Origin of the sequence: Streptomyces sp. NPDC101490 (assembly GCF_044767145.1) — a bacterium.
Classification (GTDB): domain Bacteria; phylum Actinomycetota; class Actinomycetes; order Streptomycetales; family Streptomycetaceae; genus Streptomyces.
Window position 1 is genome coordinate 1 of record NZ_JBIWNI010000043.1, and the last position, 25,784, is coordinate 25,784.

General features: G+C 66.5%; 28 protein-coding genes and 6 pseudogenes. 15 read left to right on the plus strand and 19 right to left on the minus strand.

The window, feature by feature from the left end; all coding sequences use genetic code 11:
* Positions 1–32: 32 nt before the first annotated feature.
* Both ACIRQY_RS34920 and ACIRQY_RS34925 read right to left on the minus strand, forming a co-directional pair.
* Positions 33–362: a hypothetical protein gene (locus ACIRQY_RS34920; RefSeq protein WP_403932672.1), complete on the minus strand. Its 330-nt coding sequence runs from the start codon at positions 360–362 to the stop codon at positions 33–35.
* Between the two features lie 308 nt (positions 363–670).
* Positions 671–1,105 carry a hypothetical protein gene (locus ACIRQY_RS34925; protein ID WP_403932675.1) on the minus strand — a complete coding sequence of 145 codons (435 nt, stop codon included), beginning with the start codon at positions 1,103–1,105 and terminating at the stop codon, positions 671–673.
* Positions 1,106–1,239: 134 nt separating this feature from the next.
* Here ACIRQY_RS34925 and ACIRQY_RS34930 point away from each other — a divergent pair, with 134 nt between their 5' ends.
* On the plus strand, positions 1,240–2,040 hold the full coding sequence (locus ACIRQY_RS34930; protein WP_403932678.1) for a hypothetical protein: 801 nt from the start codon (positions 1,240–1,242) through the stop codon (positions 2,038–2,040).
* Positions 2,041–2,207: 167 nt separating this feature from the next.
* The gene (locus tag ACIRQY_RS34935) at positions 2,208–2,369 is read left to right on the plus strand and encodes a hypothetical protein (RefSeq protein ID WP_403932681.1); all 162 of its coding nucleotides are present in this window, start codon (positions 2,208–2,210) and stop codon (positions 2,367–2,369) included.
* Between the two features lie 519 nt (positions 2,370–2,888).
* On the opposite strand, the gene ACIRQY_RS34940 is transcribed toward ACIRQY_RS34935, so the two are convergent.
* Positions 2,889–3,629 (minus strand): DUF6193 family natural product biosynthesis protein, encoded by a 741-nt coding sequence (locus ACIRQY_RS34940; RefSeq protein WP_403932684.1) that lies wholly within the window; start codon positions 3,627–3,629, stop codon positions 2,889–2,891.
* A gap of 176 nt (positions 3,630–3,805) precedes the next feature.
* On the opposite strand from ACIRQY_RS34940, the gene ACIRQY_RS34945 reads away from it, so the two are divergent.
* On the plus strand, positions 3,806–4,984 hold the full coding sequence (locus ACIRQY_RS34945) for a HEAT repeat domain-containing protein (protein WP_403932687.1): 1,179 nt from the start codon (positions 3,806–3,808) through the stop codon (positions 4,982–4,984).
* A gap of 366 nt (positions 4,985–5,350) precedes the next feature.
* Here ACIRQY_RS34945 and ACIRQY_RS34950 read toward each other — a convergent pair whose 3' ends face one another.
* Positions 5,351–5,764: a CPCC family cysteine-rich protein gene (locus tag ACIRQY_RS34950; RefSeq protein ID WP_403932690.1), complete on the minus strand. Its 414-nt coding sequence runs from the start codon at positions 5,762–5,764 to the stop codon at positions 5,351–5,353.
* A 100-nt stretch (positions 5,765–5,864) separates the two neighbouring features.
* On the opposite strand from ACIRQY_RS34950, the gene ACIRQY_RS34955 reads away from it, so the two are divergent.
* Positions 5,865–6,785 (plus strand): HD domain-containing protein, encoded by a 921-nt coding sequence (locus ACIRQY_RS34955; RefSeq protein WP_403932693.1) that lies wholly within the window; start codon positions 5,865–5,867, stop codon positions 6,783–6,785.
* Here ACIRQY_RS34955 and ACIRQY_RS34960 read toward each other — a convergent pair whose 3' ends face one another.
* The 9 genes and pseudogenes from ACIRQY_RS34960 to ACIRQY_RS35000 all read right to left on the minus strand — a co-directional run bounded on the left by ACIRQY_RS34960 (position 6,786) and on the right by ACIRQY_RS35000 (position 12,399).
* The gene (locus tag ACIRQY_RS34960) at positions 6,786–7,187 is read right to left on the minus strand and encodes an NAD-dependent epimerase/dehydratase family protein (protein WP_403932696.1); all 402 of its coding nucleotides are present in this window, start codon (positions 7,185–7,187) and stop codon (positions 6,786–6,788) included.
* 225 nt (positions 7,188–7,412) lie between these two features.
* Positions 7,413–7,589: a hypothetical protein gene (locus tag ACIRQY_RS34965; RefSeq protein WP_403932699.1), complete on the minus strand. Its 177-nt coding sequence runs from the start codon at positions 7,587–7,589 to the stop codon at positions 7,413–7,415.
* 336 nt (positions 7,590–7,925) lie between these two features.
* A pseudogene (locus tag ACIRQY_RS34970) lies at positions 7,926–8,177 on the minus strand (LexA family protein); the annotation flags it as partial.
* A 483-nt stretch (positions 8,178–8,660) separates the two neighbouring features.
* Positions 8,661–9,182, minus strand: coding sequence for a pyridoxamine 5'-phosphate oxidase family protein (locus ACIRQY_RS34975; protein WP_403932702.1), 522 nt, complete (start codon positions 9,180–9,182; stop codon positions 8,661–8,663).
* A gap of 465 nt (positions 9,183–9,647) precedes the next feature.
* A complete protein-coding gene (locus ACIRQY_RS34980) occupies positions 9,648–10,001 on the minus strand; it encodes a group II intron maturase-specific domain-containing protein (RefSeq protein ID WP_403932705.1) in 354 nt (117 codons plus the stop codon).
* Positions 9,998–10,459, minus strand: coding sequence for a reverse transcriptase/maturase family protein (locus ACIRQY_RS34985; RefSeq protein ID WP_403932753.1), 462 nt, complete (start codon positions 10,457–10,459; stop codon positions 9,998–10,000). Before ACIRQY_RS34985 ends, ACIRQY_RS34980 begins: the two co-directional genes overlap by 4 nt.
* Positions 10,456–11,079: a reverse transcriptase domain-containing protein gene (locus ACIRQY_RS34990; protein WP_403932708.1), complete on the minus strand. Its 624-nt coding sequence runs from the start codon at positions 11,077–11,079 to the stop codon at positions 10,456–10,458. The genes ACIRQY_RS34985 and ACIRQY_RS34990 overlap by 4 nt, the downstream gene beginning before the upstream one ends.
* 228 nt (positions 11,080–11,307) lie before the next feature.
* Positions 11,308–11,505: a hypothetical protein gene (locus ACIRQY_RS34995; protein ID WP_403932711.1), complete on the minus strand. Its 198-nt coding sequence runs from the start codon at positions 11,503–11,505 to the stop codon at positions 11,308–11,310.
* 270 nt (positions 11,506–11,775) lie between these two features.
* On the minus strand, positions 11,776–12,399 hold the full coding sequence (locus ACIRQY_RS35000; RefSeq protein ID WP_403932714.1) for a hypothetical protein: 624 nt from the start codon (positions 12,397–12,399) through the stop codon (positions 11,776–11,778).
* Positions 12,400–12,781: 382 nt separating this feature from the next.
* Here ACIRQY_RS35000 and ACIRQY_RS35005 point away from each other — a divergent pair, with 382 nt between their 5' ends.
* The 4 genes from ACIRQY_RS35005 (at position 12,782) to ACIRQY_RS35020 (ending at position 15,204) form a co-directional block, all read left to right on the plus strand.
* Entirely contained in the window at positions 12,782–12,979 is a 198-nt protein-coding gene (locus tag ACIRQY_RS35005) for a hypothetical protein (protein ID WP_403932717.1), read from the plus strand.
* 85 nt (positions 12,980–13,064) lie between these two features.
* On the plus strand, positions 13,065–13,421 hold the full coding sequence (locus ACIRQY_RS35010) for a hypothetical protein (protein WP_403932720.1): 357 nt from the start codon (positions 13,065–13,067) through the stop codon (positions 13,419–13,421).
* Positions 13,422–13,760: 339 nt separating this feature from the next.
* Entirely contained in the window at positions 13,761–13,916 is a 156-nt protein-coding gene (locus ACIRQY_RS35015) for a hypothetical protein (RefSeq protein WP_403932723.1), read from the plus strand.
* 640 nt (positions 13,917–14,556) lie between these two features.
* Entirely contained in the window at positions 14,557–15,204 is a 648-nt protein-coding gene (locus ACIRQY_RS35020; RefSeq protein ID WP_403932726.1) for a hypothetical protein, read from the plus strand.
* A 27-nt stretch (positions 15,205–15,231) separates the two neighbouring features.
* Here ACIRQY_RS35020 and ACIRQY_RS35025 read toward each other — a convergent pair.
* Positions 15,232–15,447: pseudogene (locus ACIRQY_RS35025) on the minus strand (transposase); the annotation flags it as partial.
* Between the two features lie 866 nt (positions 15,448–16,313).
* Here ACIRQY_RS35025 and ACIRQY_RS35030 point away from each other — a divergent pair.
* From ACIRQY_RS35030 to ACIRQY_RS35045, 4 genes and pseudogenes are all read left to right on the plus strand, one after another.
* Positions 16,314–16,805, plus strand: a pseudogene (locus ACIRQY_RS35030) (DUF6368 family protein).
* Positions 16,741–16,899, plus strand: a complete 159-nt coding sequence (locus ACIRQY_RS35035) for a DUF6368 family protein (protein ID WP_403932729.1) — start codon at positions 16,741–16,743, stop codon at positions 16,897–16,899. Before ACIRQY_RS35030 ends, ACIRQY_RS35035 begins: the two are co-directional and overlap by 65 nt.
* Before the next feature lie 201 nt (positions 16,900–17,100).
* Positions 17,101–17,835: a hypothetical protein gene (locus ACIRQY_RS35040; protein ID WP_403932732.1), complete on the plus strand. Its 735-nt coding sequence runs from the start codon at positions 17,101–17,103 to the stop codon at positions 17,833–17,835.
* Between the two features lie 11 nt (positions 17,836–17,846).
* Positions 17,847–18,022, plus strand: a pseudogene (locus ACIRQY_RS35045) (IS630 family transposase); the annotation flags it as partial.
* A gap of 70 nt (positions 18,023–18,092) precedes the next feature.
* Here ACIRQY_RS35045 and ACIRQY_RS35050 read toward each other — a convergent pair.
* Positions 18,093–18,653: a hypothetical protein gene (locus ACIRQY_RS35050; protein WP_403932735.1), complete on the minus strand. Its 561-nt coding sequence runs from the start codon at positions 18,651–18,653 to the stop codon at positions 18,093–18,095.
* Positions 18,654–19,034: 381 nt separating this feature from the next.
* On the opposite strand from ACIRQY_RS35050, the pseudogene ACIRQY_RS35055 reads away from it, so the two are divergent.
* Positions 19,035–20,206, plus strand: a pseudogene (locus tag ACIRQY_RS35055) (IS110 family transposase); the annotation flags it as partial.
* Positions 20,207–20,382: 176 nt separating this feature from the next.
* On the plus strand, positions 20,383–20,844 hold the full coding sequence (locus ACIRQY_RS35060; protein WP_403932738.1) for a hypothetical protein: 462 nt from the start codon (positions 20,383–20,385) through the stop codon (positions 20,842–20,844).
* 42 nt (positions 20,845–20,886) lie between these two features.
* Here the strand turns inward: ACIRQY_RS35060 and istB are convergent, their stop codons facing one another.
* Both istB and istA read right to left on the minus strand, forming a co-directional pair.
* Positions 20,887–21,657: an IS21-like element helper ATPase IstB gene (gene istB / locus ACIRQY_RS35065; protein WP_403932741.1), complete on the minus strand. Its 771-nt coding sequence runs from the start codon at positions 21,655–21,657 to the stop codon at positions 20,887–20,889.
* Positions 21,654–23,051, minus strand: coding sequence for an IS21 family transposase (gene istA / locus ACIRQY_RS35070; RefSeq protein WP_403932744.1), 1,398 nt, complete (start codon positions 23,049–23,051; stop codon positions 21,654–21,656). Before istA ends, istB begins: the two co-directional genes overlap by 4 nt.
* 260 nt (positions 23,052–23,311) lie before the next feature.
* On the opposite strand from istA, the gene ACIRQY_RS35075 reads away from it, so the two are divergent.
* A complete protein-coding gene (locus tag ACIRQY_RS35075) occupies positions 23,312–23,731 on the plus strand; it encodes a hypothetical protein (RefSeq protein WP_403932747.1) in 420 nt (139 codons plus the stop codon).
* A gap of 63 nt (positions 23,732–23,794) precedes the next feature.
* Here ACIRQY_RS35075 and ACIRQY_RS35080 read toward each other — a convergent pair.
* A pseudogene (locus ACIRQY_RS35080) lies at positions 23,795–24,339 on the minus strand (AAA family ATPase).
* 605 nt (positions 24,340–24,944) lie between these two features.
* Positions 24,945–25,592 carry a hypothetical protein gene (locus tag ACIRQY_RS35085; RefSeq protein WP_403932750.1) on the minus strand — a complete coding sequence of 216 codons (648 nt, stop codon included), beginning with the start codon at positions 25,590–25,592 and terminating at the stop codon, positions 24,945–24,947.
* Between the last annotated feature and the right edge of the window lie 192 nt (positions 25,593–25,784).

Below are 25,784 nucleotides of genomic sequence, written 5' to 3' on the forward strand. Positions count from 1 at the left end.
CAGGTCCGATGGGTACCCACCCCCAACGCCGCTCACAGAGAGTTCAACGAGCCCTTCAGCAACGGGACACGGCAGATCTCAAACGCGGTCTGAGGAGGATTGGCATGTTCCAGGATCGTCTGCAGCAACTCGATCACCCCGGACCGATTGGCGACGGAATCGGTCACCGCGAGATCCCATAGAAGCGGAACCGCCTCGACGGTCGAGTCGAAGACAGCCAGCTCGCCAAGCCACAGGCCAAGATCACTCAGCGCTGAAGCACTCGTCCGGGCGTCACCCCACGCCACCCTGGACAGCCGGCCCGGAACCTCTTCCGCTGATCCGTACGCATGCGTCAACTCGTGCCACCGAACACGGCTCATGCCCTTGAGTGTCGTCCCCACTACGTACTCCATTTCTACTGCTGAGCAATGGCCAGCTCGGAGTTCCTTAGTCTGCTCACCTTCAACCGAACCACCACAGTCAGGCGGTCATAGGGTTGTGGACTCGCGCGCCGGAGGCCGCTGCTCGGACGATGGGCCCCGGCCCGCCGTCAGACGTTCCATACGACGAGCTGGGGCAACGGCGTTCGCCCATCGAACTGCTGGGGAACACAGGGATTGAGGGGCCAGGAATGGTCAAGCGAGTCCCGCGCCGCTGGAGAGACCATACTCCAACAGTTTCCCCTCACTCATTTCGAGCCGCCTCCATCACGTACATAATTCACCAGGTCCTGATCTTCTATGAAGTAAGCCCTGTCCGCCTTCGGGATGGAGAAATAGATGCTGCACACCTCCGAAGTCCCAGAAGGTTGATAATTGAAGCGCACTCCCGGCGACTCGTCCGGGACGGTATCAAAAACCCATTTGGCAGGACCGGAATAGCCACCCCCTCCGCCCAGCCGGCACCCTCCTGGCGCATTGTTCAGCTCTGCCGTGCCATCCGCCCGGATCGACACGTGGGATCTTTGGATACCTTCCGCACGCCACACTCCTTCCACATCTTCACTTTCGAGAGCGGGAGTGTTCGACCTAATGGAGGAGATGAGGGCGATCGCCGCGGCTACCACTGTCACTGCCGCGACCAAGGACGCCCTGAAGGTGAACTTGCGAATCCTCATACTCATCGAATCTCCTGTTCTCAAACTCTTGATAGTCGCGCCTACCGTGTATGCGACGACTGCTGTCCCGGCCGGTCGTCTTACCAACCCCTGACACGCGGGTGCAGGGAGAGTGGTTCGCGCCTGGGATCATGGGGTGTATGTCCGAAGAGTCGAACCTGATGTCAAGCCTGTGGCCGCTCGTGCTCTCCGGGGCCACTGATTGGCTGCTGGAGCTGTGCGGTGATGGCATCACCGGGTTCATGCCTCCGGCGATGCCTGACGCCGTGTGGGTGCTCAACGCCATGTATGAGCACAACCAGGGGCCTGCAGATGTGTCGTATCACGAGTACCGCCAGGCGCGGCTGGCGGACGGGAGTGTCCAGCCGGACGTCGTCGGAGGCATCGACTTGGACGACGGGTGCATCGCCACGGGGGGAGGGCTGGGCCGTGCCCAGCACCCGGGCCCCGGCTGGCGGCGGCTGCGTTGGGCCGAGCTGGCCCGGCGTAGCGGCGACCCGGTCGTGCCCGACGGGCTGATGCCCTCCTACCGCTGTTTTCCCTCGGCAAAGAAGGACGGCAGCTGGCCGTTGGGCATGGTCCCGCCGACCGAGGGGAGCCTGGACCGTGAGACCTGGAATCGGCTGATCGCCATCCTCACCCAGTTCAGTCCTGCGGGCCCGGACACCCGTTGCCTGGCCTACTACAACCCGCTGATGCTCGGGGCCGTCGACTTCGACAACCTCCACGTGCGTACGGGCCGGATCGGCGACGCCGAGATCCTGTACGACCAGTCCGAGGCCGATTTCAGCCCGTCCAACCTCTGGGCCGATGACCGCTCGTGGGTCCTGTGCACCGACTACGATCTGTGGGCCACCAAGGTCGCCGGGCCCCCAGCCCTCATCAACGCATTGCTGAACGACAGTGAAATCGAAGCGGTTCGTCTGCCCTGGGCGCACTGACGACGAACTGCCTGAAACCTTCTCCAGCGCGGAGCACTGGCCCATTCCTGTCCCTGACCGACGAGACCGGACGACCCCCTACCACCTGATGCGTTCTCAACGTCACCGGCGGCGGGCGGCTACGGCACGGCGGGCAATACCGGCTCCTCCGCAACACCGGGGTCACGGTGAACGTCACCGGAGGTCGCGGCACAGGCACCGGCAACACCGGACGCGTCACTGTCGGCACCGACTTCGGCGGCCCACCCGGCTTCGGTGAACTCCTCGACGACATCTGTGCGTACCGCGGCCCGGGCATCACCTACCTCAACTGCCCCTACGGCACCTGACCACCCACCCCTCGTGCCACCGGTCCGGTCCGGTACGCGCACCGGACCGGAGGACCGCCCGAAGAAGACATCGGCCATCCAGTTCCACAGGCGCGCCTCGGTCTGGCCGGAGCGTTCCAGAGTCTGTTCGCCGACCGGGGCTGCGACGTCCCGGTCGGCGGCAGGCTCCTGGACCGCTGGCCGACATCGCTTCCGCCTCGCCGCCCACATCACCGTCGTCGACTGCCAGGAACAGGTCCGCCGCAACCTCGGCGCCCGCACATTCCCCGACACCAAGCACGGCCAGGAGGACCAGGCGCCGACGTCGCTGTCGTTGGCGGCTCTTCAACACCCAATACATGGATGCAGCCGTCGCCCAGCTTCGAGGTCCTCGACCAGGACGTGGCCCGTCCTTCCCGGTTCGTGCGCCATCACGTCGACATGCTCGGCCGGTATTCGTTCCTGCTGCCGGAACTGCCTGGTGGACTGAGACCGTTGCGTGACCCGGTCCGGGCCCAGGGGGGAAGGGGTTCTGTCCAGTCATCTGCCGAGCGTGACCGAGCCCAGGCCGGATGGCAGGTGGCGCACGGCCAGTGCCACGGCCTCGTGCGCTGAGGTGAACACGCCGAAGTCAGGAGTGATGAAGCCCCGGCCCAGCCCGTACGTGCCGTCGCTGTTCGCCTGCAGGCATGGTCCGACGACGGTCAGATTCGGGCGGGTGGTACCGGAAAAGCGCAGTGCCCAGTGGCTGGTGAACGGATAGAGGGCACGCAGCGCCGGCTCGGCATATGCCGCCTCGATCAGGGCCTGGTACTGCTCCTGCCAGGTGTACTCCAGTTCGACCGCTTCCTGGCGCATGTGCTGCCACTCGGATTCGACAAGGCGCGCGGGATTGTGGTCAGGCACCTCGAACCTGCCGGTCAGGCGCACGAAGGAGGCCGCCCGGCGAATGTCGTCCAGAGGCTCCCCGTCGTGCCAGGCCCGGGCAGCCCTGGCGACCCGCGCCAGGTCCTCCGTCTCGCCGTCAAGGAGCGACAGGCCCTGAAACGGCTCCGTGCCACGAATCGCCCATCGCCGTTCGTAGGACCACGCGCTGATCTGCAGCGGCCCGCGGTGCGGCAGGGCGCTGTCAACAGCCGCGTGGCGCAGCGGATCGGAATCCGAGGATGAGACGGGGACGGCGCCGAGGCAGCCCTCAGCCACGGTCCGCAGTGCTGCGGCGAGGCTGCCGAAGGCCGCGATATCCGGGTACAGAGCGGAGGGAGCAGGAGGGGTAGGCACGGCTCGATTGTGCCTGAACCCCACCCAGGCAGTGGCTCGGGCCTCAAAGCACTTCGGCCGACACGGACGCGCCCCGGAAGTACGCGGGCGGGACCGGGGCGGCACCTGGGTTTCAGCGGCGGGTGCCGCCTGGGCCGAGCAGGAGGCTTGTCAGTGGCAAGGGTGATGCTTTCCTTGTGACGACCCAGGATGAGTACCCGATACCCGGTCAGGCCGTGGGTGGCCAACTACCCGATCCGAAAACCCTGATCGAGGACACCGACTGGACTGCACTGGAACATGCCTACGGAGCAGCGACGGACACGCCAGTTCGTCTGCTCCAGCTCCTGGACGAAGACTCAGATGTTCAAGCGGGAGCGTTGGGGCTGTTGGACATATCCGTCCTGCACCAGGAGTCTTTGTACAGCGCGACGGCGCCGGCCGCGCTGTACGTAGCCGCAGTGCTGAACGACCCCCGCACTCTAACCAGCCACGAGGACTACTCCACCTGGGATGACCGGCCTCGGCCACTGCGCGCGGCCTTGCTGGAATGGCTGGGCCAGATCGCGGATTCGGCAGCCTACAGCGAGGGGACCGGCGAGGAGGACGGCAACGATCCCGGCGTCACCAATGCGGTCCGTGCTGTCCGCGGCCTGATCTATCACGCGGTCGCCCCGCACATTCTGGCCCCTGACCCCACCGTCCGGGAGGCCGCCCTCAGCGCCACCGCCGTACTCCTTCAATCTCCCGAGCTGGCCGGACAAGTCTCCGGAAGCATCCAGATCCTCCGGCGGCTGCTTGCCGAGAGCACCGACCGGCGGGAACGCACGACCGTCGTCCTGACGATCGGAGCCTGGGGAGAGGACACCACCGGCTGGCTAGCGGACCCGGACCCCGCTATCCGCGCCTGCGCCGCTCTGTCACCGGGATGCGCCGGCAACACCAAGGCGACGCAGACGATCCTCCACGCCCTGATCGACCCCGCGGCCATCGACTCCTGGTTCCTCGAATCCACCGCCGCCGACCCTCTGCCGCACCTTGCAGGCCGCCTTCGGCACGCCCTTCTGGCCACGGCCATCGACCGCGCCAGCAACTTCGAGGAACTCCTGCCAGCCGCCCTTGCTTCTGTGCCGTTCTGCAGCAACCTCACCATCTCCGAAGACTGGGGACCCTTGCTCGCTGCGGCATGTCCTTCCCCTTACGACCAGGATGCCCAGTTCACTTCGGCCCAGCACCTCTACCTGGACGCTCTCTCCAACCACGACGCGTGCTGGCGATACACCCACCTCGTCACCTCCTGGTTCGACGACGTGGGTCTCCCTGCGGACCGCAACGCCATCAGGGCACTCCTGGCCGGGCCAAGGCCGCACCGGTAGGGACGCTCGCTGTCAACGGACAGCAGGCCGTGGCTGGTATACGCCGAGAGACTGCGCGAGCACATCGAGGAAGCGATCAAGAAGCACAGAGGGGCTGCACAACGCGAGGCGGGGGCGGGCTCGCACACCTCGGCCGAATCACTGGCGGCCGACCTGGAACTGGCCACGGCAGAACTCAGAATCCTGCGCGCGGAGCGGAACCAGCTCAAGACGGCCACGGCCCGGCTGAGGGAGACCGAGGCCGAGTGTGATCGGCTGCGTGAGGCACTGAAGGAGACCGAGGAGAAGCTGGAGTCCGCGCTCAAATCCACGGTCAGCGACCACCCCGACCAGCCCCACCCGCCGTCGTTCAGTTGACCATGCCAGTCAGCTTCGACGCCAGAATTCCGGCAGCCACCAGCACAGCACAATCAGATCCTTGGGCCATGGCGCCTGATCGGGTGCACCCCAGTCCTCGAAGGATTCCAGGGCCAGATCGATGGGCCTCCATTCCGGATCGAGGGGTTCATCGGCGGCAGCGGGGCGAACATGGGCGACGCCGCCCGCATCGCACGCCCCGAACTGCTGGTAGTACTGCTGGGCAGCGATCAACGATGTCCGGTTCGCACCACCCGCCATGGCAGGCCAACGGAACTGGATCGCGTCGTCCTCCCAGAAGCAGATCGGACAGATTGAAAACGACCCAGGCCACCCCTCCTCAGTATCGAAGACGAGATGGCCACAACATGGACAAGGACGCCGACTACTCACCAGCACAGTCTGCCCGGCCACGGTGATCACTCGCGGACCGGTTCCCGGGAACAGTCACCTGATGGCGGGGAGCGACCACCTCCCGTCCTCGCTGACCAAACCAAGTGGGTGCAGCAGCTACTCTGTCGCGGTGACGACCTCGCGAATATTGTCGATCGCCCTCCAGGACACCGGCCAGCCCCCGCTGCGTCCACTGCCAATCGAAGCAGCCGAACTGCTTCACGACCTTGACGCTGCACCTCGCCTGGTCGCCCATCTGCGAGCAGTCCATGACGTTGCAGGGCAACTCCTCGAATGGATCGCTGCACGCGACCTCGATCTGGGCATCGACCCGCAGGCCGTTCTCTTCGGAGCCGCCACCCACGACATCGGCAAGGTGCTGCACCCCGCCGAATTGTCCGCTCCCGGCGCACAGCACGAAGAAGCCGGCCGTGAGCTGCTTATAACCCGAGGCATCGATTCCGTCACGGCTCGATTCGCTGGAACACATGCCGCCTGGAGCGCCGAAGAGGCCGGGATGGAAGACCTCCTGGTCAGCCTGGCCGACAAGATCTGGAAGAACAAGCGGGTCCCCGAACTCGAAGATCTCGTCGTCGCCAGACTCGCGGTGGCGAGCGGAAGGACGGTCTGGGAGGAGTTCCTCGACCTGGACGGCGTGCTCGCTCGCATCGGGGACCAGGCCGATGAACGCCTCGCCTTCCAGATGTCCTACCCCACAGCCGGGAACGGCCATCGACTGCCCAACCTCCCAGGCGCGCTCACGACATGGTTCGCCGAGAACGACGCGGCTTTCTGCGCGCGTGGGGTCACCGCCGAACTGCGGCACTCCCCAGAAGACGGCCGACTCAAGAACAGCGCATGGCTGACCGTCGAGGCCGGGAGCCGGGTCATCCAGATCACCGTCTGGAGCAGCGGAGAAGCCGAACTCGACTACGTGGACCTCGGCAGTGGTGACAACCGTCCTGAGCACCGAGACCTCCAAACCGACCAAGAACTCCATGCTCTCCTCAGATCCGCTCTCGACTGGGTCGCCCCCGACACGAACGGCTGATCACGAGGATTGGACACGACTCTGCGGACGGACGTCGACGACAACTAACGCGGACTCGAACGAAACCCCAGCTAAACGCCGCACGATTGGACGCTCAATCGCGGAACCTGCAAGACTGATCCCTCGCAGGGCCGTTGCCTGGGCCAGGCGGACGGAGCCGTCGGCGGTGACTGTCCAGTCGGCGTTGCCGCTGGAGGCGTTGATGACGACGGATGGGGCAAGGGAGTCCAGAAGGCCGTCGAGATGCGAGGGATCGCGCAGGTCGAGGTGGTGCCATGACGTCCCGCGAGCGCTGCCGAGACGGGAGTTGAACGTCGCGGCTGTGGTGTGACGGAGAATAGATGCCAGACGCACCAACTCGGTCCCGAGAAACCCGCTGGCTCCGATGATCAGCGCTGTCATGCCCGCACACCAGCCGAGACACAGGCAGCCGCCATGACCGCTGGGCGATTCAACAACCGCCCCGTCCGGTAGAACAGGCCAGGCGACCCAGGAGCTTCACCCGGATTGAGACAGCACGAAATCACCGGCCGTACCGGGCCGCCCGCTGTGCCCGGGGCACCCACAAAGGTCTGCGACCAGGCGGCATGACCGTCCTGGCAGGTACCGTTCCCAGCCGGGCGGAGATCAGACCCCCAGCAGCTTCTCGGGGAAGCAGCCGGTACACCAACGCTGCCCTTCCTCCAGAATGTGGTCACCGCGCACCCAGAGCCTCTGCCCCGGAACGTGGATGCCGTCGTCGGGGCCATCGCTGCACGACAGACGCTGGAAATCGTGATCGACGGGTCCGACGGCCTCGTGCACGACGCGCTCCTCCTCTCGGAGGTCCGCGGTGCTCACCCGCTCGCTGATGATTCACATCCTGTACTCCTTGCTGTCGCATCAGACGATAGCGAGTTCTGTCGACGCGGTCTCCTGCGTTGTGGCGGTGCCCCTCGTCGCGGGCCTGCTATGTCTGTAGCCGCACGAGCCTCTTCGGCACGCCGGCTCTGTGGGGTGCGGACTTCCACCGGGGACGTCGGCGCACATCTGGGTCCACGTGTGCGCCGACGTCGGGGAAGGTCATTCGCCCTGTCTGCGGCCTGGACCTATGAGGTCATGGGGGGGGGGAGCCGGGGAGGGTCATAGCTTTCGGACTGGTCACAGGGACCGCATCACCGTGACGACTTTCCCGAGGATGACCGCTGCGTTTCCCGGGATGGGCTGGTAGGCCGGGTTGTGGGGGAGCAGCCATACGTGGCCTTCCTCACGGCGGAGCCGCTTGACCGTGGCCTCGCCATCGATCATGGCCGCGACGATGTCACCGGAGTCCGCGGTCTCGGCCTGCCGGACGACGACGGTGTCCCCGGAGCAGATGGCGGCGTCGATCATACTGTCGCCTATCACTTGAAGCCGACGGGTTCGTCGAATCCTGCAGGACTTCGCACGTGAACCTGAGGGACCTTCTGCCCTGTCAAGCCCTGCACGGGTTGGGTTCGTTTCGCCGACCTCAGACGGGTGGGGTCCGGTCGTCACGCGCGTGCCTTGGCGAGGCGCCTCGGCTTGGCATGAGTCTGGCGGGCGCGGCCAGTGGTGCCGGGCCCGGTGCATTGCGGGGGCGGCAACAGCCGTTTCTCGGCCACCCTTGACCCTGCGCCTGGCTGAAAGTCCCCTCATCGGACACGGCAGACCACTCTGGCCCGCCAGCGCGGGGCAACGGCCGGCAGGGAGGAGAAGCCCAGATTCTCCTGCCGCGGCCGAGCGGGCTGGCGGCGCGGGTGAAGCCGGTCGGTGCCGTCGGGGTACGGCGGCGGCTCGGTGCCGGGGGCGGCGGGCCGTCGACCGGCCCCGCACCCACGTACGCGCAGGTGCAGGCCCTCGTCGACGGGCCCGACATCACGTGCCGGTGAGCTTGTCGAGGTCGGGCGCGTAGACGGTCATCCAGTGCGGGTTCAGCCGGTAGTAGACGACCTCGCGGTTCCAGTCGAAGGCATCGTCGTCGCCGTAGAAGTCCTGCAAGTAGACGAGGAGTTCCTGCCAGTCGGCCGTGGTCTCGGCGTCCTCGGGGTTCAGCTCCTCCACCGTGCCGTGGGCGAACACGCCGAGGTCCTCGCCGCGCATGTGCGCGACGCTGGCGGCCGGACGGGCCGCGAGATGACGGGCCTTGGCGGCGTTGCGCGCCGTGCCGAAGTGCCACCGGCCGTGCAGGAAGTGCCCGTCGGCGCCGCTGATCCGCGGTTCGCCCTTCGCGGTCACCGTGGAGAGGGCGAGCGTGCACATGCCGGTGAGGACCCCGGTGAGCTGCGCCGCCGTGATGGTGCGGTCCTCGACGATCGAGCGGAGGTGTGCGGTCGAGCCGGAGAGGGAGGAGTCGAGGAGGCACTGGAGCCTGTTGAGTTCTTCTGGGGTTTCGCGCATACGTCCATCGTCGGCCGTAAACCCGACACCCTCTGTCGTCATTGATGAAGCAGCGGTGAGGTTGCTCCGGGCGGGTTGCGCTCGGTCCTGCTCGCATGACAACAGGTGGGGGACAAACACCGGCTGCTCCAGTTTCTCCGCCGTGGCCGGCGGCCGGACATCGCGCAGGTCCCGCACGGCGGCCAGCGCCAACCCGAGCCTCCTCACCTTCAACGCGATCGTGAACCGATCGGGCACAGCGAGAACGCCTCGGGATTCCTGAAGTTACGTCAGCCCGCGAACTGCTGCGGGTGAGAGGACGAACCCCCTGGCCGCGGGCTTGAGGACTCGGGAGGGCTCAAAGCAACCATGAAGTCGGCCCGGGGCGCGGTTCCGGTCTTTCGGCCGGTCCGTTTCCCGTACCCGGCGTGCCCGTTTCCGGGCACCGGGCGCTCCACAAGCCCTGTCATGGGCTTCCGTGGGTTCTCATCCCTCGACCGGCCATGGAGTTGGGATCTTCGCTCCCCGGTATCGGTAGCGTGTCGTGCCTACCTTCGTCGGGCTGAACAGTGATCGTTCCTCCGAGGCCAGCCACCAGACACCGCCCTTGTAGTAGCGGCGGCGTAGGTCCTTCCAGCTGGACCGGCGGTGTTTGCGCCGCATCCATCGGCCGACCTGTTGCCACGTGTAGAAGCTCAGGTAGCCGAAGGCGGCGCTGGACACGCCGGGGCGGAAGTAGACGCACCAGCCCCCGAGCGCCGGATTGAGCCGGAGCAACAGGGCATCGAGCGGCTGGCTCGTGTCCGTCTGTCGGCAGACTGTCCTGACCTTGCCCGTCACGGCCTGAACGGCCTTGCGCGCGGGATAGGTGTAGACGTACTGCTTGGACGTGCCTCGCTTGCGGTGGCGCTGGGTGCGCCAGCCGAGGAAGTCGAGGCCCCGTCGATGTGGGTGATGAGAGTCTTCTCCGCAGACAGGCGCAGGCCCATCACAGAGAGGACTCCGGCGATCTCCTCGCGCAGGGCTTCCGCGTCGGCTTCGGTGCCTGAAACAACCAGGCACCAGTCGTCCGCGTACCGGATAAGCCGGTAGTTGGGCAGACCTTTACGACGACGCTTGGCCCGTTCACTCGCACTGACTTCGGGACCTCCCGGGGCATGGGCGATGTGCTCGTCCAGGACCGAGAGGGCCACGTTGCTCAGCAGCGGCGAGAGGATCGAACCCTGCGGGGTTCCGGCGCTGGTCTCTCGCAGCACATGGTCCTCACCGAGGATGCCCGCTTTGAGAAACGCCTTCACCAGCGCCAAAACGCGTTTGTCCCCGACCGTCTGCGCACCCGGTCCATCAGGGCCGGGTGCGAGACTTCATCGAAGCAGGCTTTGATGTCGCCCTCCACGACCCACTCATACGAGCGGGACGTCATGTGACGCACCTCGGCCACCTCGTCATGAGCCCGGCGGTTCGGGCGGAACCCGTAGGAGCACGGGAGGAACTCCGCCTCGAAGATCGGCTCCAGCACCAGCTTCACGGATGCCTGGACCACCCGGTCGGTCACGGTGGCGACCCCCGGACGGCGCAGCTTGCCGCCCGCCTTGGGGATCATCCGTTCCCGCACCGGCAGCGGCTGGAAGCTGCGGTCCTTCACCTGCGACCGCAGCCCTTCGAGGAAGTCCTCGACGCCCTGCCTGGCCTCGACGGAACGGGCTGTGCGCCCGTCCACCCCGGCCGTGCGTGCACCCTTGTTGCCCCGTACCCGATCCCACGCCACGAGAAGGAAGGCGGGGTCGGCGACGAGATTGAAGAGGTCATCGAACCTGCGATGAGGATCATCACGGGCCCAACAGTGCAGCTTGGTCTGGATCTTCAGTACCCTGCGCTCCGCCTGATACACGGCGTGCTCAAGTTCGTCGGTATTCACCGGCGATATCCTCCTGACCTTCCAGTAACTTCTACTGCTGACTTGCTGGCCCCCTTCGCCATGTACGGGCTTCTCGCCCGCTCGGACTACTACGGGGCCTCCGCCCCATCCGACAGCCCTCGGTCGACAACGGACCTGCCCGCCGCCGGACTGGCTGTCCGGCGGGAAGGGCGACTGCGGATGGTTCTCACGGTCACCACGAAATCGATCAAGGAGGGAGGTGCCTACCTATACCCCGGCAGCTTCACCATGCCTACGCCGCAGGCTTTCGGCATGGCCTCCCCACCAGGCGACGATCCCGGCGTCCGGGGCGAGCTCGGGCCGGTGGAGAGCGGCGGCGCCGTAGAGCACCCGGAGGTGGCTGTAGTGGCCCTCGGTGCCCTCCCAGCGCTCGGCCAGCAGATGAGGCCTGGAAGTGTCTCCCATGCGGGCGGACCTGAAGGAGCTCTTGGGGAAGGCGGACAGCGGTACTGGCACGTGGGCCTCCATGTGGCTGGGTGGTACCTATCCCCGCGGTCTGGAACAGACAGCAGCAGGGGGGCACAGATGGACAAATGTGAGGCTGGTGTTACTCAGGAGGTGCGGGCCGCCCTGGCCCGGTCAATGTGGATCCGGTGGGCCTTGCGTCCGTCCGGAGACTGGGGCAGGGCGGAGGACTGCCGAACAGCTCGGTGCACACGCTGACCGGGTCCGGGCTCAGTCGTTGGCCGCGCCGTAGTGCAGGTTTCCGTCACGCGGAACCAGGTAGCCCATGCCGCGCTTCTGCGGCATCTCACCCGCGACGGTGACCGCGTCAGCCATCCCCGAAACCTCCCAGCCGATCACCCCGAGGCTGAACCTCGCCTGTTTGAAGCTGGCGATCCCGATGGCCGCGAGCCAGTCGTCCATGACCGCGGACCTGAAGAACGGCCGGCCGTCCCAGTACGCCACACCCGCCAGGTCCAGCGCGCTGAGCGGGATGTCGAAGTTCAGCCAGTCAGTGCCGCCGCCACCGCGGACCACGGTGCACGAACACGCCATCCACTGCCCCGCCGGCATCCGGGCCCGGCCGTGGAGACGGCCGAACTCGGCGAGGGCCGCGACCGTGCAGGCAACGGGCTCCTGCTCCTCAGGCTCACGGCCGCCGTCACTGAAGCACCCCTCGACGCCCGCGGCCTCCCACACCGCACCCAGCACCGCCTGGAGCCCGGCATCGTCCGTCGTACCGGTCTCAATCCCCAGTCCGTAAGAACTGCTGTTCCACGACATGTGACGGAATGAACTGGGACTCACCATGACGAAATCATCCCACGAGGAGAACCAGCCGTAGGTGACGGCCAAGCGCCCAGGCCACCGGGCACCAGGACCCCTGACACCAGCCTGCAAGGTCCGGCCTTGAACCAAGAAACGGCCGACGCATGACGGCCTCGCCCAGCACCTCCTCCGGGGGCCTCGAACTCGAGGCAGCCCGGCTTCACCACCACGGCCGCCGCCCGTAACTCGTCTGCCTTACCGGGGCTGAAGCCGGGATCCGTGACTGTCCGCAGCCCCCGCTCCCGTGCCCCGCCCACGCGGATGCCAGGGAAGGCACGCCCACCGTGCTCTGGCTGCCGTCACCCCCGCCCCACCGCACGACACCTCGCCCCTCCCCGGGAAGCCGCTGGCCAGAACCTGCCGCTCAGGATCGACGGCCTTCCCCGGGACAGGCCGTAGGCTCGCTTCCGTGGCGGACATCAAGAACACCCAGGGCTTCAAGACCCTCCTCATGCAGACCGAAGCCGAACTGCTCACCCGCGGCCTGGACGTGGTGCCCGTCGCCGTGCGCAATGTCCTCGCCCACGCGGTGACCACCGTCGCCGAACGGATGGGCATCCAGCCCCGCTCCGCCCTGTGCTACATCGACCCCTGCGGTCATCGCTGACCGGATCGCCAGAGTCGGCGCCGAGTCCACCGACGGTGGGGGAAGCGCCCACGGCATCCGGCCCTTCCGTCCCGACCCTCGCAGGGTGCCCACCGCCCGGACCGTCACCGGACAGGCCCTGATGGCGCTCGCCCAGGCCGCGAAGTACGCCACCACCAACGGCGACTCCCCGACAGGGCAGCACGCCATCGACCTGATCTGCGAGATCGGCGACGCCATCACGGAACCGGACCGCCCCCTCGCCCTCATCCCGGCCGGGGTCCTGGACGAGACTGCGCAGATCCTGGACCGGGTCGCTCCGAAGATCGAGAAGGACGGTGGAGCGTCTGCTCGTGCGGCGAGGGCCACGGCCAGGGCCGAGTCGATGCCGATGTCCCCCCCCGGGATCATGCGCGACGACGCCGGCCTCGTACGCACCGCACGGGCGAGCATCGACCGCTGAAGGGCGGCCGGAGGACGTCACCGCTCTCCTGGAGGGGGGAGAGGCACCGCCGACCGCGGTCGACGGCCCTTGGAGGGCACCCAGTGGTGTTCCCTCCTCGAGTGGGCTCTGTCTGCCCCGGCGGGGAAGAGGAGGTCGCGGTGCCGGGCGGTGTTCTGTAGCCATCCTCGCGAGGTTCCGCAGCACGGCCGTGATCGCTCCTCCGGCGATAAGGCCCGGAGGAGCGATCAGCGCCGTCGGCGTGCGGAAGATCCTGGCCGCAGTGCCGGCTCCTGTTGTCTTCCCGGCCTGGCAGGTCAACCCTGGAAGGAGAGGGGGCAACCCGGCAGCGGAGGCGCCATGATCATCCTCGGGCTCATTCTCCTCATCATCGGCGTGGTCGCCGGCATCGGCATCCTGTGGACCATCGGCATCGTCCTGGTGGGTGTCGGCGTTGTCCTGTGGGCGCTCGGGGCCTTGGGGCACGCTGTCGGAGGCCGCCGCCACTACTGGTGATCCATCGGACAGCCGCCCGCCCGCGCTGCAGTCGCACCCTGCCGACGCGCCCTGCCAGGGCGTGAGCAGCGCTGCGCCGGGCGAGCGGACACGACGCAGAGGGGCGCGCGGCATCGGCTCGTCGGCGCGGCGCCCTCCGGTACCCCGCCCGGTGTGTTCGCTCGGGTGAGCCGGAGCGGAAGGGCACGTGACCGGGAGGTCTACGTGCCCGCACTGGCGACAGGCCGGCGCGGGCCGGAGCGCCGCGCTCGCGGCCGCGCGCACCGGGCCGGGTTCGTGACAGGCGTGGAGATCGACGAGGGCTTGGCGGAACTCGCGCGGGAGCGGATCAGGGCGGCGGGCGCGGACGTGACCGCCGTGGCCGGAGACAGAGCGACGAGTGCGCCGACGCACCGCCGGGGCCCGCCTCCCTCCTCACGAGGGAACGGGCCCGCAGTTGGCGCATTTCAGGGACCACACGGTCGCCGCAGCGCGCGGGGGCGGACCGGCCGGTTCCCAGAGGTCGGCCGTGCCATTGGATGTCGACTTCAGCCCGCTGCGCGGAGATGGTCAGCCGGAGGCCGACGGCTACGGCCGGGCGGCGTGACCTCGGCATCAGGGCAAGATGTGGTCGTCCGATCGCCGATGGCAAGATCGGGTCATGGGATTGAACATAGTCGTCGGAGCCCTCGTCGATGCCGATGACGAGGAATACACCGAGATGGTCCGCGCTGACTTCGTCGCGATCGGTGAGCTACTGGAGCGTGCGGGAGCGCAACAGTGGACTGAGCCCGATCTTGATGATGAGGACGGCGCGGAGTTCGATGCGTGGGGCTACTCGGGCTTGCACACCGTTCGCCGGCTCGCCGTCCACCTTGCAGCGAGTGGGCGCCTGCCCGAGCCGTTCGACAGGACCCAGAGGGCAACTGGCGACCCGCTCCTGAGCGAGGTGTACAAGGCTCTGCCGAGTGATCCTCCTGGACCGTTCGATCATCTGGTCCATCATTCGGACTGCGAGGGCTACTACGTTCCCGTCGACTTTGCCCAAGTCATCGTCGACAGCATGGCACCGGGCGGCTATCTGGGCTCTTCGGTGCGACTGCTGGGGGAAACCCGTCGACTCGCTGAAGCCCTCGGTCTTCCAGAAGACCTCGATCCGCACTCCGAGGGCGTCTCCGACGCTGCGGACGCCGAGGATCCGGCCGCCGCGGGGTGGCGGCGCTACCGCGTCGAGTCCTACGTGTGCTTTCGGCTCCTCCACGCTGCGAAGCTCTCGGTCTCGACCGGCGCAGCCATCGCTTTCTCTTGAGCGGGGTGTCGTCAAACGATGGCGAGCTCAAGCGGTCAGCGCATCACCGCTGTTCAGAAGGTCAGCGTAGACCTCCGCCGGAGTGCGGTACCCGTGGGTCTTGCGCGGACGGTGATTGAGCTCGTGAGCGATGGCGACCAGGTCGGCCTGGTTGAACGTGCGGAGGTCCGCTCCCGTGGCGAGGTACTGCCGTAGCAGCCGGTTGGTGTTCTCGCTGGTGCCGCGCTGCCACGGGTCCTGCGGCGGGTGAGCTGACTGATGCTGCTGGGGGTGTGGGTCACGCTCGCCAGCGCGGCATCGTGCAGCCGCCGTCGGTCGCGGCGGCGATGACGCCGCCGGGGTAGGACAGCACTCGGGTTCCCCGTCCGTGCTGCGGAACGGATCGTCCGGGTTCGGCCCCCGCCAGGCCACCGTTCCGCCGAAGAGGGCAATCACTCCCCAGGGCGGTCAGTTCCGGCCCCGGTGTCTCCGGCTGGGTCATACCGCTGTCTCCTTGTCCTGTGTCAGCTGCGGATCGAGGCACCCCGTCAGCAAGAGGATTTCCGCTGAGGACCGTCACCAACTCGCGGCCTTCCCCGAGATCTCGGTGCTCGCGAACCTGATCCTCAACCCTCCCGTCCGCACCATCGACCCCGAAGAGCCCTACTTGGCTTGGCCACGACAGCGGAGCTGAGCCGACGGTTTGCCCGGATCTATACCACCCTCGGAACCCAGGACCCCCTCTACCGGCACAAACACGCACGATCTCCTCTGCGGACTCAGCCCACACCCACCACCACAGGCCCCACATCCCATAGTCGTGAAGGACCAGATAGCGCGTCTTTCGAACCTCACCCAGGTGATTCACAACCCGTGAGCCTACGTCGACCTCGGGACGGCTCCGCCTCACGCCCCCGATTCCGCAAAGGCCAGTTGCACTGAGAACCGCGAGCGGAGCGTTCTCACAGCACCTGGCAATCCAGCAGCTCAATCCAAGATCCACAGACATGCTCAGTGCGATAGGCCACATGTGAGCTTGAGTTGTGCCCCAAAACAATCAGGCGTCCGCCGCCGGAAGCTGGTAGAACCGGGTCCCGGTGGCACCTGGGCCACGCGGCTCTGGGGACTGTATGTCAGGACCGGCGGTCGGACTGTGGCTCTTCGAACCACAGAGGTTCGCGGACATCTTGTCTGACGTGGTCCCGTGGTTGGAGACCTTCTGCGACCCGGTGGAAACCAGGGTCAGCGGGGACGTGGATTTCTGGGTACGAGACGGTACGGCTCTGGGCCTGCAGGCCTTCGATCCGGTCTGCGTCGGGGTGTTCCTCCTGTCGGAGGATGAGGAAAAGCCTGCCGAGGACGAGGACTACTCGGCCTTCTCGCGTCCGTCGGCGTAGGGGCTGATAGTCGGCGCCGGCTGCTCGGGCTCGGTGAACCATGCGCTGCTTGGCCACTTGGCACTTGCTCTCGCCCGCCGCCTCAACACCCTGGTCGACTTCGACGGCCCCTTGATTGCCGTTCCAGCATGGGATGGGAGAGGATGCGCGGGCCGAGAGCGTGCTGGAGCGGGCGAGAGCACTGGCGTCAGTTCTCCCGGGAGAACTCGCGGAGGTCTCCTATGACACCGGGGGCGGTGGACGGTGGCTTCGACACGATGGGGACGTGGAGTTTCTGCAGACCTGGCTGCAACGCCCTGATTTTCACTTGATCAAGTAGCGCCGCGCTTCGCCCCCCTGGAAGGTCACCTTGCTGGAGGAGGAGTCCAGCAGGGCCCGGGTGTGAGAGCTTGGTGTCCACCGGACGCTCGACCACTCAGCCAACAAGGACAGCGGTGACCGTCGGTGCCGAGAATCCTGTCAACCAGACTTGTCCCCTCGCCTGATCACGCAGCTGGCGCAGGAGGAGAAGATGACGGGCATGAACATCGAACAGGCAGTCGCGGAGATTGGGAACGCCGAGGAAGTAGCTGGCCTGCCCACGGCCTGGCGATGGTCGCCCAGGTCGCGCTTCATGTTCTTCCTGGCCATGGATGTCGACGGACGTTGGGCCTACCAAATGAACTCGCTCGACGTCCACGACGAAGGTCTGACCAGGTCCGTTCTTGAGTTTGCGCGACACCACAGCCTTGGGCGCGAGCCAGGTGCCAAGCCGTTCACGGTCGCGACCGGATTCTCATACGGAACCTACCGGTTCGACTCGGTGGCAGCGGCTGCACCGCCCGTGCACGGCTACCACCACGGGCGGAACGAGAGCCTGAACGAGGTCGTCTCAGCTGTCTTTCCGGCATACCAGTGCGAGTTTCGCGGGGACGAGAACTTGGAGGAGGCCGTTCTACGATTCAAGCGCATGCTACGGCCGACGATCATCTCCCGGCCCCCGGTCCCGTACCTGCGGATGCGATATGAGAACACCAGGACCAAGGGCGGCAGTGTGGGTCCGTCCCGCGGTTTCACCACTCACGACGTGCTGCTGAGGGAGCTTGGGCTCCTTGAAGGCGCTCCCGGAAGTTTCGTGGAGTTCGAGAACTCGCTCGGCGAGGTGTGGAACGTCGGGTGGAACGGTTCGTGGCTGGTCAATGGAACAGCCGAGGGCGTACCGCCCTCTGAAGGCTGGGTGGCAGCGGCTCTGGGTATCTCAGTGAAGGTCCGATGACCTGCGCCTTCCACCTGCAGAAGATCCACGGCCGGATCATCCGCATCGGCCGTGGGCCCTTACGCTGCCTGCTCGCCCGCCGCGGTGTCACCTTCCAGAGAACCAAGACGTGGAAGGAATTCCCGGACCCGGACCGCGAGGCGAAGTTAAAGACCGGATCGAGGAGGTCCGGGACCGCTTCCCGGACCTCGGCTCCGGCTCAGGCCCTGACCGTCAAGGTCAGGGAACAGCGCAAGCGCCATCGCACCACGTGCGGTTCAGACTCCGGCGGCAATAAGGATCCCCGCCCCCACGAAGGCGAAGACGCCTCCGATCACTCTGCATGTGGTGACGCTGCCGGGCCATGATCGGTAGGCGTAGGACATCGCCTGAAACCGGTCGGCCACCCCTCGGACGTTAGCGGCTAGGAGCCCCCCGCCCACGAGAGCGACGCCTCCCCATATCAGCTCGAACGCGTGACTATTCATAACGCGAGGATAGCTAGCCTGCCTCGTCGACAGAGTTCTCACACTGATCCGCCGGACAGTGCCTAGGCGGAACAGGAACGGCAGTACAGCCTGCATGGCCGCGTTCATCTCTCTGACGCTGTTGAGAATGGAGTCGGTGAGTACCCGTTTGGCCTCCGCTGCGGCGGCCTGATCGAGGAGACCGTGCAGCAGCACCGGGATCGCAGCAGGGCATTCCGGGAACTCGGACCAGCGAACTTCCTGACACCCGCGGAGGGCAGGATGGCCACGGCCGGCACCAACCACCCGCGGGTAGTCCCGGAAGAACCGAGCAATCTTCGCTTCCTTTGCGGCCAGATCCGTGCTGCTCACCTGCCACTCCCCGTCCTGCCGCGATACGCCCCACACTCTGCGTCAGACGTACTCTTGCGCAACCAGAGATCCGTGGGGCAAGCCAAGCCAGCGAACCGACTGTTCGACTCCCCAAGCGCCCACGGAGTTCTGGCTTGACGAGATAGGCGCCTGAGGTGTCCTACCTTCTAGGCGGGTTGATCGGGCCATTCGTAGGGTCCTGTCGCCTGGGGGTTCTGGGAGGGGCTACTGAGGTGTCGCCGCTCGTGGCTGAACAGACTTGGCCGCCCGGAACCCCACCGACGACCGGGCCGCTCATTGAGAGTTGCGAGTAGATCGCTGAGTAGGACAACGCCGGTGAGGTCGTCTGCAGGGAATCAGAACGACTGACTCGGGATGAAGATGAATCGCGTCTGGGCCGGCATCGATGCCGGCAAGGGCCACCACCACCGCTTCGCCATCGACGGGGAGGGCACCAAGCTGTTATCGAGGCGGGTAGCCAATGACGAGCCTGACCTCTTGCAGCTGATCACCGATGTTCTCGCCCTGGGCGACGAGGTGATCTGGGCCATCGACCTCGCCGACGGCGGTGCTGCTCTCGTCATCGCTCTCCTGCTCAACCACGAGCAGGAGAGTCGCTACATCCCCGGCCGGACCGTGAACCGGGCCACGGCTGGCTACCGCGGCGAAGGAAGACTGATGCCCGTGACGCACACGTCATCGCCGACCAAGCCCGCATGCGCTGCGATCTGCAGACGATCAGGCCCGCTGACGAAGCCATCATCAAGCTCCGTCTGCTCACCGGCCGCCGCGCCGATCTGGTCTGCGACCGCACCCGAGCCGTCAACCGCCTGCGTGGCCTCCTGACCGGCATCTTCCCCGCCTACGAGCGCGCCCTCGACCTGAGCAACCACGGTCCCCTGGTCCTCCTCACCGGCTACCAGACCCCAGCGGCCATACGTCGTCGGCTCGGTGCCAGCCGGCTCGAACAGTGGCTCCGGAACTGGAAACTCCGCTGGTGCGGAGCCCTGGCCCGTACCGCCATCGAGGCGGCAGAGCGGCAGCACACCAGCGTGGCCGGAGAGAAGACGGTCGCAGTCATGGTCGCCACGCTCGCTCGTGACGTGGTCGTGCTCAACGAGAAGATCAGCGAGATCGACCGGCAGGTCGAGTTCTCCTTCCGCGCCCACAGCCAGGCAGCCGTCATCGTCAGCATGCCCGGGATCTGCAACCTGCTCGGAGCTGAGATCCTGGCCACCATCGGTGGCGACATGGCTCTCTTCGGCAGCCCTGATCGCCTGGAGACGTACGCTGGCCTGGCACCCACTCCCAGAGACTCAGGCAAGGTCAGCGGCAACCGGCACCGCCCGAAACGATATCACCGACGTCTGCAACGGGCCCTGTTCCTTTCCGCCATGAGCAGCATCACCTGCTGCTCGGAATCACGCCGCTACTACGACCGCAAACGAGCCGAAGGCAAGAAGCACTCCCAAGCAGTTCTGGCGCTGGCCCGGCGACGGGTCAACGTCCTGTGGGCACTTCTCCGAGACAAGCGGCCCTACGAACTCACGCCACCAGCATCTGTCGGCGTACTCGTTGAAGTGCTCAGCCAGGTACGGATGAACGTGCTCAGCTTGGTGATCGTCAGGATCGGTCGTGCGATGGGAAAGGTCAGGGCGGAGGGCCCTTGCTGTTGGCGGCAGATAGAACGCATGATCGACTCATGCGAGGCGCCTTCGACGATGTCCCATTGACCACGCTCTTCCCCCACCTGTCACCTGTCGATGTGGGATCCCTGGAACAAGCCGCCCGTGCAGTTGATGCGGCTCGCGCAGACGGAGACAAGGCTGAGTGGGAGTGGGCACTGGATCACGGGGTCTTCCCGGGCCCGCGGCCGTGGACGCCTATTGTGCTCGGCCTGGATGTCATTGAGCATGCGGACGGGGGTGATCAGCTGGAGTTCCTGCTTCAAGTGGTGTGGACAGACTTCGGCCAGCTCGCGGTCGATGCGGCGGTGAACGTGGCCTGTTGGTGCGACACCGATCACGCTAGCCATGACGTCGACGCCCTCAGGCTTGTTGTCGGTGAAGAGATCTCACTGCCTCGCGCCTTCCAAGCAGGTGCTGAGCGTCTGATCGGATGGCTCACCGACCCTCGCAACGCGGATTTCTGGCGTGCCCGAGCGGCTCTGTCTCCCCGCCGGCCCGTCTAGGAAGCCGGCGGGAGGACGATGCGTGTCGGGCAGTTGGTGTGATCAAGCGGCGCTGGTGTCGCGTTCGATGGCGGCGAGCCGGTTCTTCAGCCGATAGCTCGGCCCGTTGATCGAGACGACGTCGCAGTGATGCAGGAGCCGGTCGAGGATGGCCGTCGCGAGGACCTCGTCACCGAATACCTGCCCCCATTCACTGAAGGTCTTGTTCGAGGTCAGAATGATCGAACCCTTTTCGTAGCGCTTGGAGATCACCTGGAAGACCAGGTTCGCTTCGGCTCGCTCCAGCGGCTGGTAGCCGACCTCGTCGACTACGAGGACGCCGGGCCTCAGGTAGGTGCGGAGCTTGCTGTTGAGGCGTCCGGCTGCCTCGGCGGCCTTGAGCTGGCGGACCATGTCGTCGAGGGTAGTGAAGTAGACCGAGAAGCCAGCGCGGCAGGCGGCGACCGAGAGAGCGACCGCGATGTGGGTCTTGCCCACCCCGGGCGGTCCCAGCAGGGCCGCGTTGCCCTTGGCCTCGGCAAACGCGAGGGTGGCCAGGTCCTTGATCTTGCGGGGGTCGAGTTCGGGCTGGAAGGAGAAGTCGTATTCATCGAGCGTCTTGTGGTGCGGCAGCTTGGACAGCCGCAGGCCCTGGCGGAAGCGCCGGTCGTCACGAACGGCGAGTTCCTCGGCCAGGACCAGGTCGAGGAAGTCGAGGTAGCCCATCTTCGCCTCGTCCGCCCGGCCGGCGTACTGGTTCAAACTCTCGGCCAGGTGGGGCAGGCCGAGCCTGGCGGCGGTGGTGCGGATGCGGGTGCTGACCAGCTCGCTCAACTGGGCTCCTCCTGCGTGGGGTGGGTGGTGAAGGGACGGGTCCCGGTCAGTTCGTCATAGACCGACAAGGGTCTGCGGCCGACCTCGACGCGGACGGCCGCGGCCCGGTTCAGGAGAGCCGTCAGTGAGTCGGCCGATTCCTTGCTGAGTGCGTTCTGGTGACGGGGCTGCGAGGGAACGTCACCGGTGGTGGTCCGCCGGTTCTCCCCGTCGGGAAGGCCGTCCCAGTGCTTCTCGTCGACGACGCAGGCTCCGCGGCCGACGGCCCTTGGGTGGATAGCCAGCAGGGTGTCGCCGTTGGTGTCGGGGACGGTGGAATGCAGGCTGATCTGGGACTTCGTGGCCCTGACTTCCACCAGCTGACGTGGGCGGACCTTGCGGGCCGGCACCGAGTAGAGGTTCGCGTCGAAGGCGACCAGGCAGTCCTTGCCGATGTAGCGAAGGTGCCGCTGAGTGACCACATAAGGCGTCGTCGGCAACGGCCGCAGGGCCACGTGGTCGCGGATTGCGCGGTGCCCGATCACCTCGCCGTGGGTGCCGTGGGACTTCGCCCGGCGCAATGGCACCCAGGCATTGAAGGCGGAGTCCAGCTCCTCGATGGAGGAGAACGACCGTCCGGCAAGGACATGGTCGCGGACGATCAAAACCTGCCGTTCAACCCGGCCTTTCCCCGTGGGGCGGTAGGCGGCCAGCACGTCAATGTCGAAGTCGTAGTGTCCTGCGAACCCGACCGCCTCCGGGTGCAGTGGCACCGCCTCGCCCGGGGCGACGTGCCTGCGGACGACAGTCTTGGTGCGGTCGTAGACGATCGACATCGGGACCCCGCCGAAGTGGGCGAACGCTTGCCGGTGGCAGTCGAAGAAGGTGGCCAGGTCCTGACTGGTGGTGAAGCAGCAGAACGGATCCCGCGAGTAGGACAGGGTCATGTGGAACGAGTAGACCTTCGGGATGCCGACGTGGGCGAGGATCTGGCCTTCATCTCCCCAGTCGACCTGGGCCTGTGCTCCGGGCAGGACCTCGAACCTGCGGTGCAGGCCGGCCAGTTCGCCCGGGCTGATGCCCAGTTCCTCGGCGATACGGGGTCGTGCCTCCTGCATGTAGAGCTTCACCCGCTGGTAGGTGCCGGTGAAGCCGTACTCGGCCACCAGCCGCTCGTGCACCACGGCGCCTTTGATCAGGATCTCGGACCGCAGCATCGCGTCGATCAGCGGCGCGACCGCATCGACTTTCCGCCGACGGCCATGTCCGGGCGCGGCCCGACGGGGCAGGGCGACCGGAGCTTCAGAGGACAGGTACTTGCGGACCGTGCGGCGGTTGAGCCCGGTCTCCTTCGCGATCTCCGACAGGCTCATCGCCCCGGACTCGAACAGCCCGCGGAAACGTCGAAGCTTCATTCATCGTTTCGGGTCCAAAACCACGGTCAGCCACCCTCCGCCACCCTTCACAGGCCGACAGCAGACTGCCCACGATCACTCCTGAGTACGTCCGCAGGCGGGCACGTTCATCCGTACGTGACTGGGCACGTTCACGTGTACGCCGACAGCATCAGTCGCCGCCCAATAGAACCTCATGCTGATCGCGAACCTGATCGACCCAAGCCGACTTCTCAGGGAAGATCCCATCAGCACTGACTCATGACGCTGAGGAGATTCCTGTGATCACGCAAGGAGTACAGGTCACAGGCCGGTGCAGTTCCTGCGGAGGCACGACGACCTGCGATGTCGGCCAATCCTTCGACCACGGCATGCTCTGTTGGGGCACCGAAGGACGATGCGCAGACTGCCCGAACGCATGGTGCGAGGAAGGCAGCGGCCTCGTCACGCCTGAGAACATTCGAGAGGTGCTGCTGCAAGCACACGGGCCGGCGCGGTTGCGCCTGTCTGGTGACGTGCCGAGCCTTGTTCCAGTGCTGCAGGCCCTCCGCGATGCACGTGAACTGTCCCTGGGCGAAGCACGAGCGCGGGCAACGGAACTCGCCGAGACCGGTCTCATCGGCACGCTCGTCGAGATGGAAGTCCTGGCGGTTCACCTCCGGAACCGAGCCATTGCGGTAAGCGTTGAATCAGCTGCGTAGCCCCGTCCGGACAACACCCGCGCGGCTTGACAACGGCATTGAGAAGTCTATGCGGTCGGAGCACTAGCCGGAGGTGCTGGGCAGCCAGCTGGTAGCGCCCAACACCTCGCGCGCTATGTCCACCACTGGACGCCCGTCGGTCGCCACCCGCACCGTGTCGAGAGGCGTCTGCTCATCCAGAATCCGCGCCTTACGGGCGCTGCTCTGCAGTTCGTGCTCCAGCTCCGAGCCCAGTTCCCGACCGGTCAGCCGCTCACGAGCGGTGGCATCGGAGGCGCTGAGCACAACCCGCACGATCCTGACATTCACGCCCATGGCGCGCTGGAACATGGCCGCGTTCTCAGCCAGCACGCTCACGGTCTGCGTGTAGATCAAGCGGCGGTACCCGAGCTCGGCGTAGTTCGACCAGAGCGCCGTCAGATTGCGCTCCGCGATCATTCTGCGCCGGGGATCCCCCTCCGGAGCGGGATGTGCCTGCCCCATGAAGTCGCCTTCGACTACGCAGTGAGCAACCATCGCGGCGCGAAGACGCGCTGAGCTTCCCACCCCACTGTCGTCTTACCGACGCCCGCGCGCCCCCCGATGAGCAATACCTCTGCTTGATCCATAACGGCACCCTGCCACCGGTGGGTCGAACTGCGCGAACCACATATGCGGGGCTCAAGGAGACAGGCCCTGGTCGACCCCTCGTCGGGGACAGTGACCCCGGCTGGGGCCTCCTCGTCCCCGAACGGGTCTGACCCCGTTCCATGACGGTGAAGGCCCTGGCCGATGAACGACCGGGGCCTTCGCCGCACGCGGGAGTGTCCCGTCTCGGATGATCTGGTCCGAGGTCAGGGTTGTGACCTGCGGCTACCAGATCGATTGAGACGCCGTTAGCTCGAAAATCTCAGACGATCTGGTCCCGGAGCAGCGAATGCGTCCCGCGCGCCCCGCCGCCGACCAGGGCATCTCGATCAATCTGGCCTGGTGGGACCAGGTCATCTGAGACGGGGACCAGATCGACGGAGACGGGACAGGGAGCGTCCGGCCGTCCAGCTTACACCGGCAGCTGTGACTGAGCACGGTACCTGGCACGGATGGACAACTCCGATGCACGGAATCGGCCCGCAGGTGAAGCTAGAGGGCCAGCGCAGTAGAAGAGCGCCGGGCGGCGCGTCGAAGACCGTCTGGATCCTCGCCGGCACGCGCTGCGGCAACTCCTTTCGGGGGCTCAGCTACTGAGGTCAAAAACGCCCCACGCGGTGAACGGCTCAGCCTGGACGTAGATCCTGCTTCCTCGGCCGACGGCGCGGCGGCGGCCGGGGAGGTGGCCGTCGGGCAGGGTGAGTAGGCTGACGTCCGTTGGCTCGACGGATGCTGCGGTGAGCTCTCCGAGGGTGAGCCGGTCCACCTCTTCGCCGTAGCCGCCGTAGAAGGCGACCCGCTCGCCGTGGACGGCCACTGCCTTGGCGCCCCGTACCTGGTTCGGCCACACCCTCACGGGCCGGTCGGGGCTTATCTCGACGAGCGGGAAGTGCGTGTACGTGCACGCCCAGGCGGTGGTGCCCGACACGTTCAGGGCATAGCAGTCGAAGAGTCCGGGGATGCCTGCGCCGTCGGACGTCCAGTAGATGTGGCCTGTGGGGCTCCAGCGGCGGATTCCGGCCGGGTTTTCATCGAAGTGCCCGACCCAGATGTGCCCGGCCTCGTCCACGAGGAGGTGCTCGATGGCGTCCCCGACGGAGAAGGAGGAGGTCTCGCGGCCGAGCGCGTCGAAGACCTGGACCTGGTCGGCGTCCTCGTACCGGCGGGTGCGGGATGCTGCGACGACGAACCCGCCGTCGGGCAGGCGGTCCAGGTGCGGCCAGCGGGCCCGCACCGCGCTCAGCTCGGTGAGTTCGATGTTGCCGCCCGGATGGACGGAGACGACCAGGGCGTCGAAGGGCCGGGTATCGCCGCCGGGCTGCGGCGCTCGGTCGGCTAGGGCGTGTCTTCAAAGGGTCATATCCACATCAGGAGTGACGCGATGGTGAGGGCCGCTTCGTAGGACTCGCGGGTTTTGTCGTAGCGG

Excerpts from the sequence above, each read along its gene's own strand:
- ACIRQY_RS34920 (WP_403932672.1), bottom strand. The coding sequence starts at position 362 with ATGAGCCGTGTTCGGTGGCACGAGTTGACGCATGCGTACGGATCAGCG.
- ACIRQY_RS34925 (WP_403932675.1), bottom strand. The coding sequence starts at position 1,105 with ATGAGTATGAGGATTCGCAAGTTCACCTTCAGGGCGTCCTTGGTCGCG.
- ACIRQY_RS34930 (WP_403932678.1), top strand. The coding sequence starts at position 1,240 with ATGTCCGAAGAGTCGAACCTGATGTCAAGCCTGTGGCCGCTCGTGCTC.
- ACIRQY_RS34960 (WP_403932696.1), bottom strand. The coding sequence starts at position 7,187 with ATGACAGCGCTGATCATCGGAGCCAGCGGGTTTCTCGGGACCGAGTTG.
- ACIRQY_RS34975 (WP_403932702.1), bottom strand. The coding sequence starts at position 9,182 with ATGCGCGAAACCCCAGAAGAACTCAACAGGCTCCAGTGCCTCCTCGAC.
- ACIRQY_RS34995 (WP_403932711.1), bottom strand. The coding sequence starts at position 11,505 with ATGGGAGACACTTCCAGGCCTCATCTGCTGGCCGAGCGCTGGGAGGGC.
- ACIRQY_RS35015 (WP_403932723.1), top strand. The coding sequence starts at position 13,761 with ATGATCATCCTCGGGCTCATTCTCCTCATCATCGGCGTGGTCGCCGGC.
- ACIRQY_RS35020 (WP_403932726.1), top strand. The coding sequence starts at position 14,557 with ATGGGATTGAACATAGTCGTCGGAGCCCTCGTCGATGCCGATGACGAG.
- ACIRQY_RS35040 (WP_403932732.1), top strand. The coding sequence starts at position 17,101 with ATGAACATCGAACAGGCAGTCGCGGAGATTGGGAACGCCGAGGAAGTA.
- istA (WP_403932744.1), bottom strand. The coding sequence starts at position 23,051 with ATGAAGCTTCGACGTTTCCGCGGGCTGTTCGAGTCCGGGGCGATGAGC.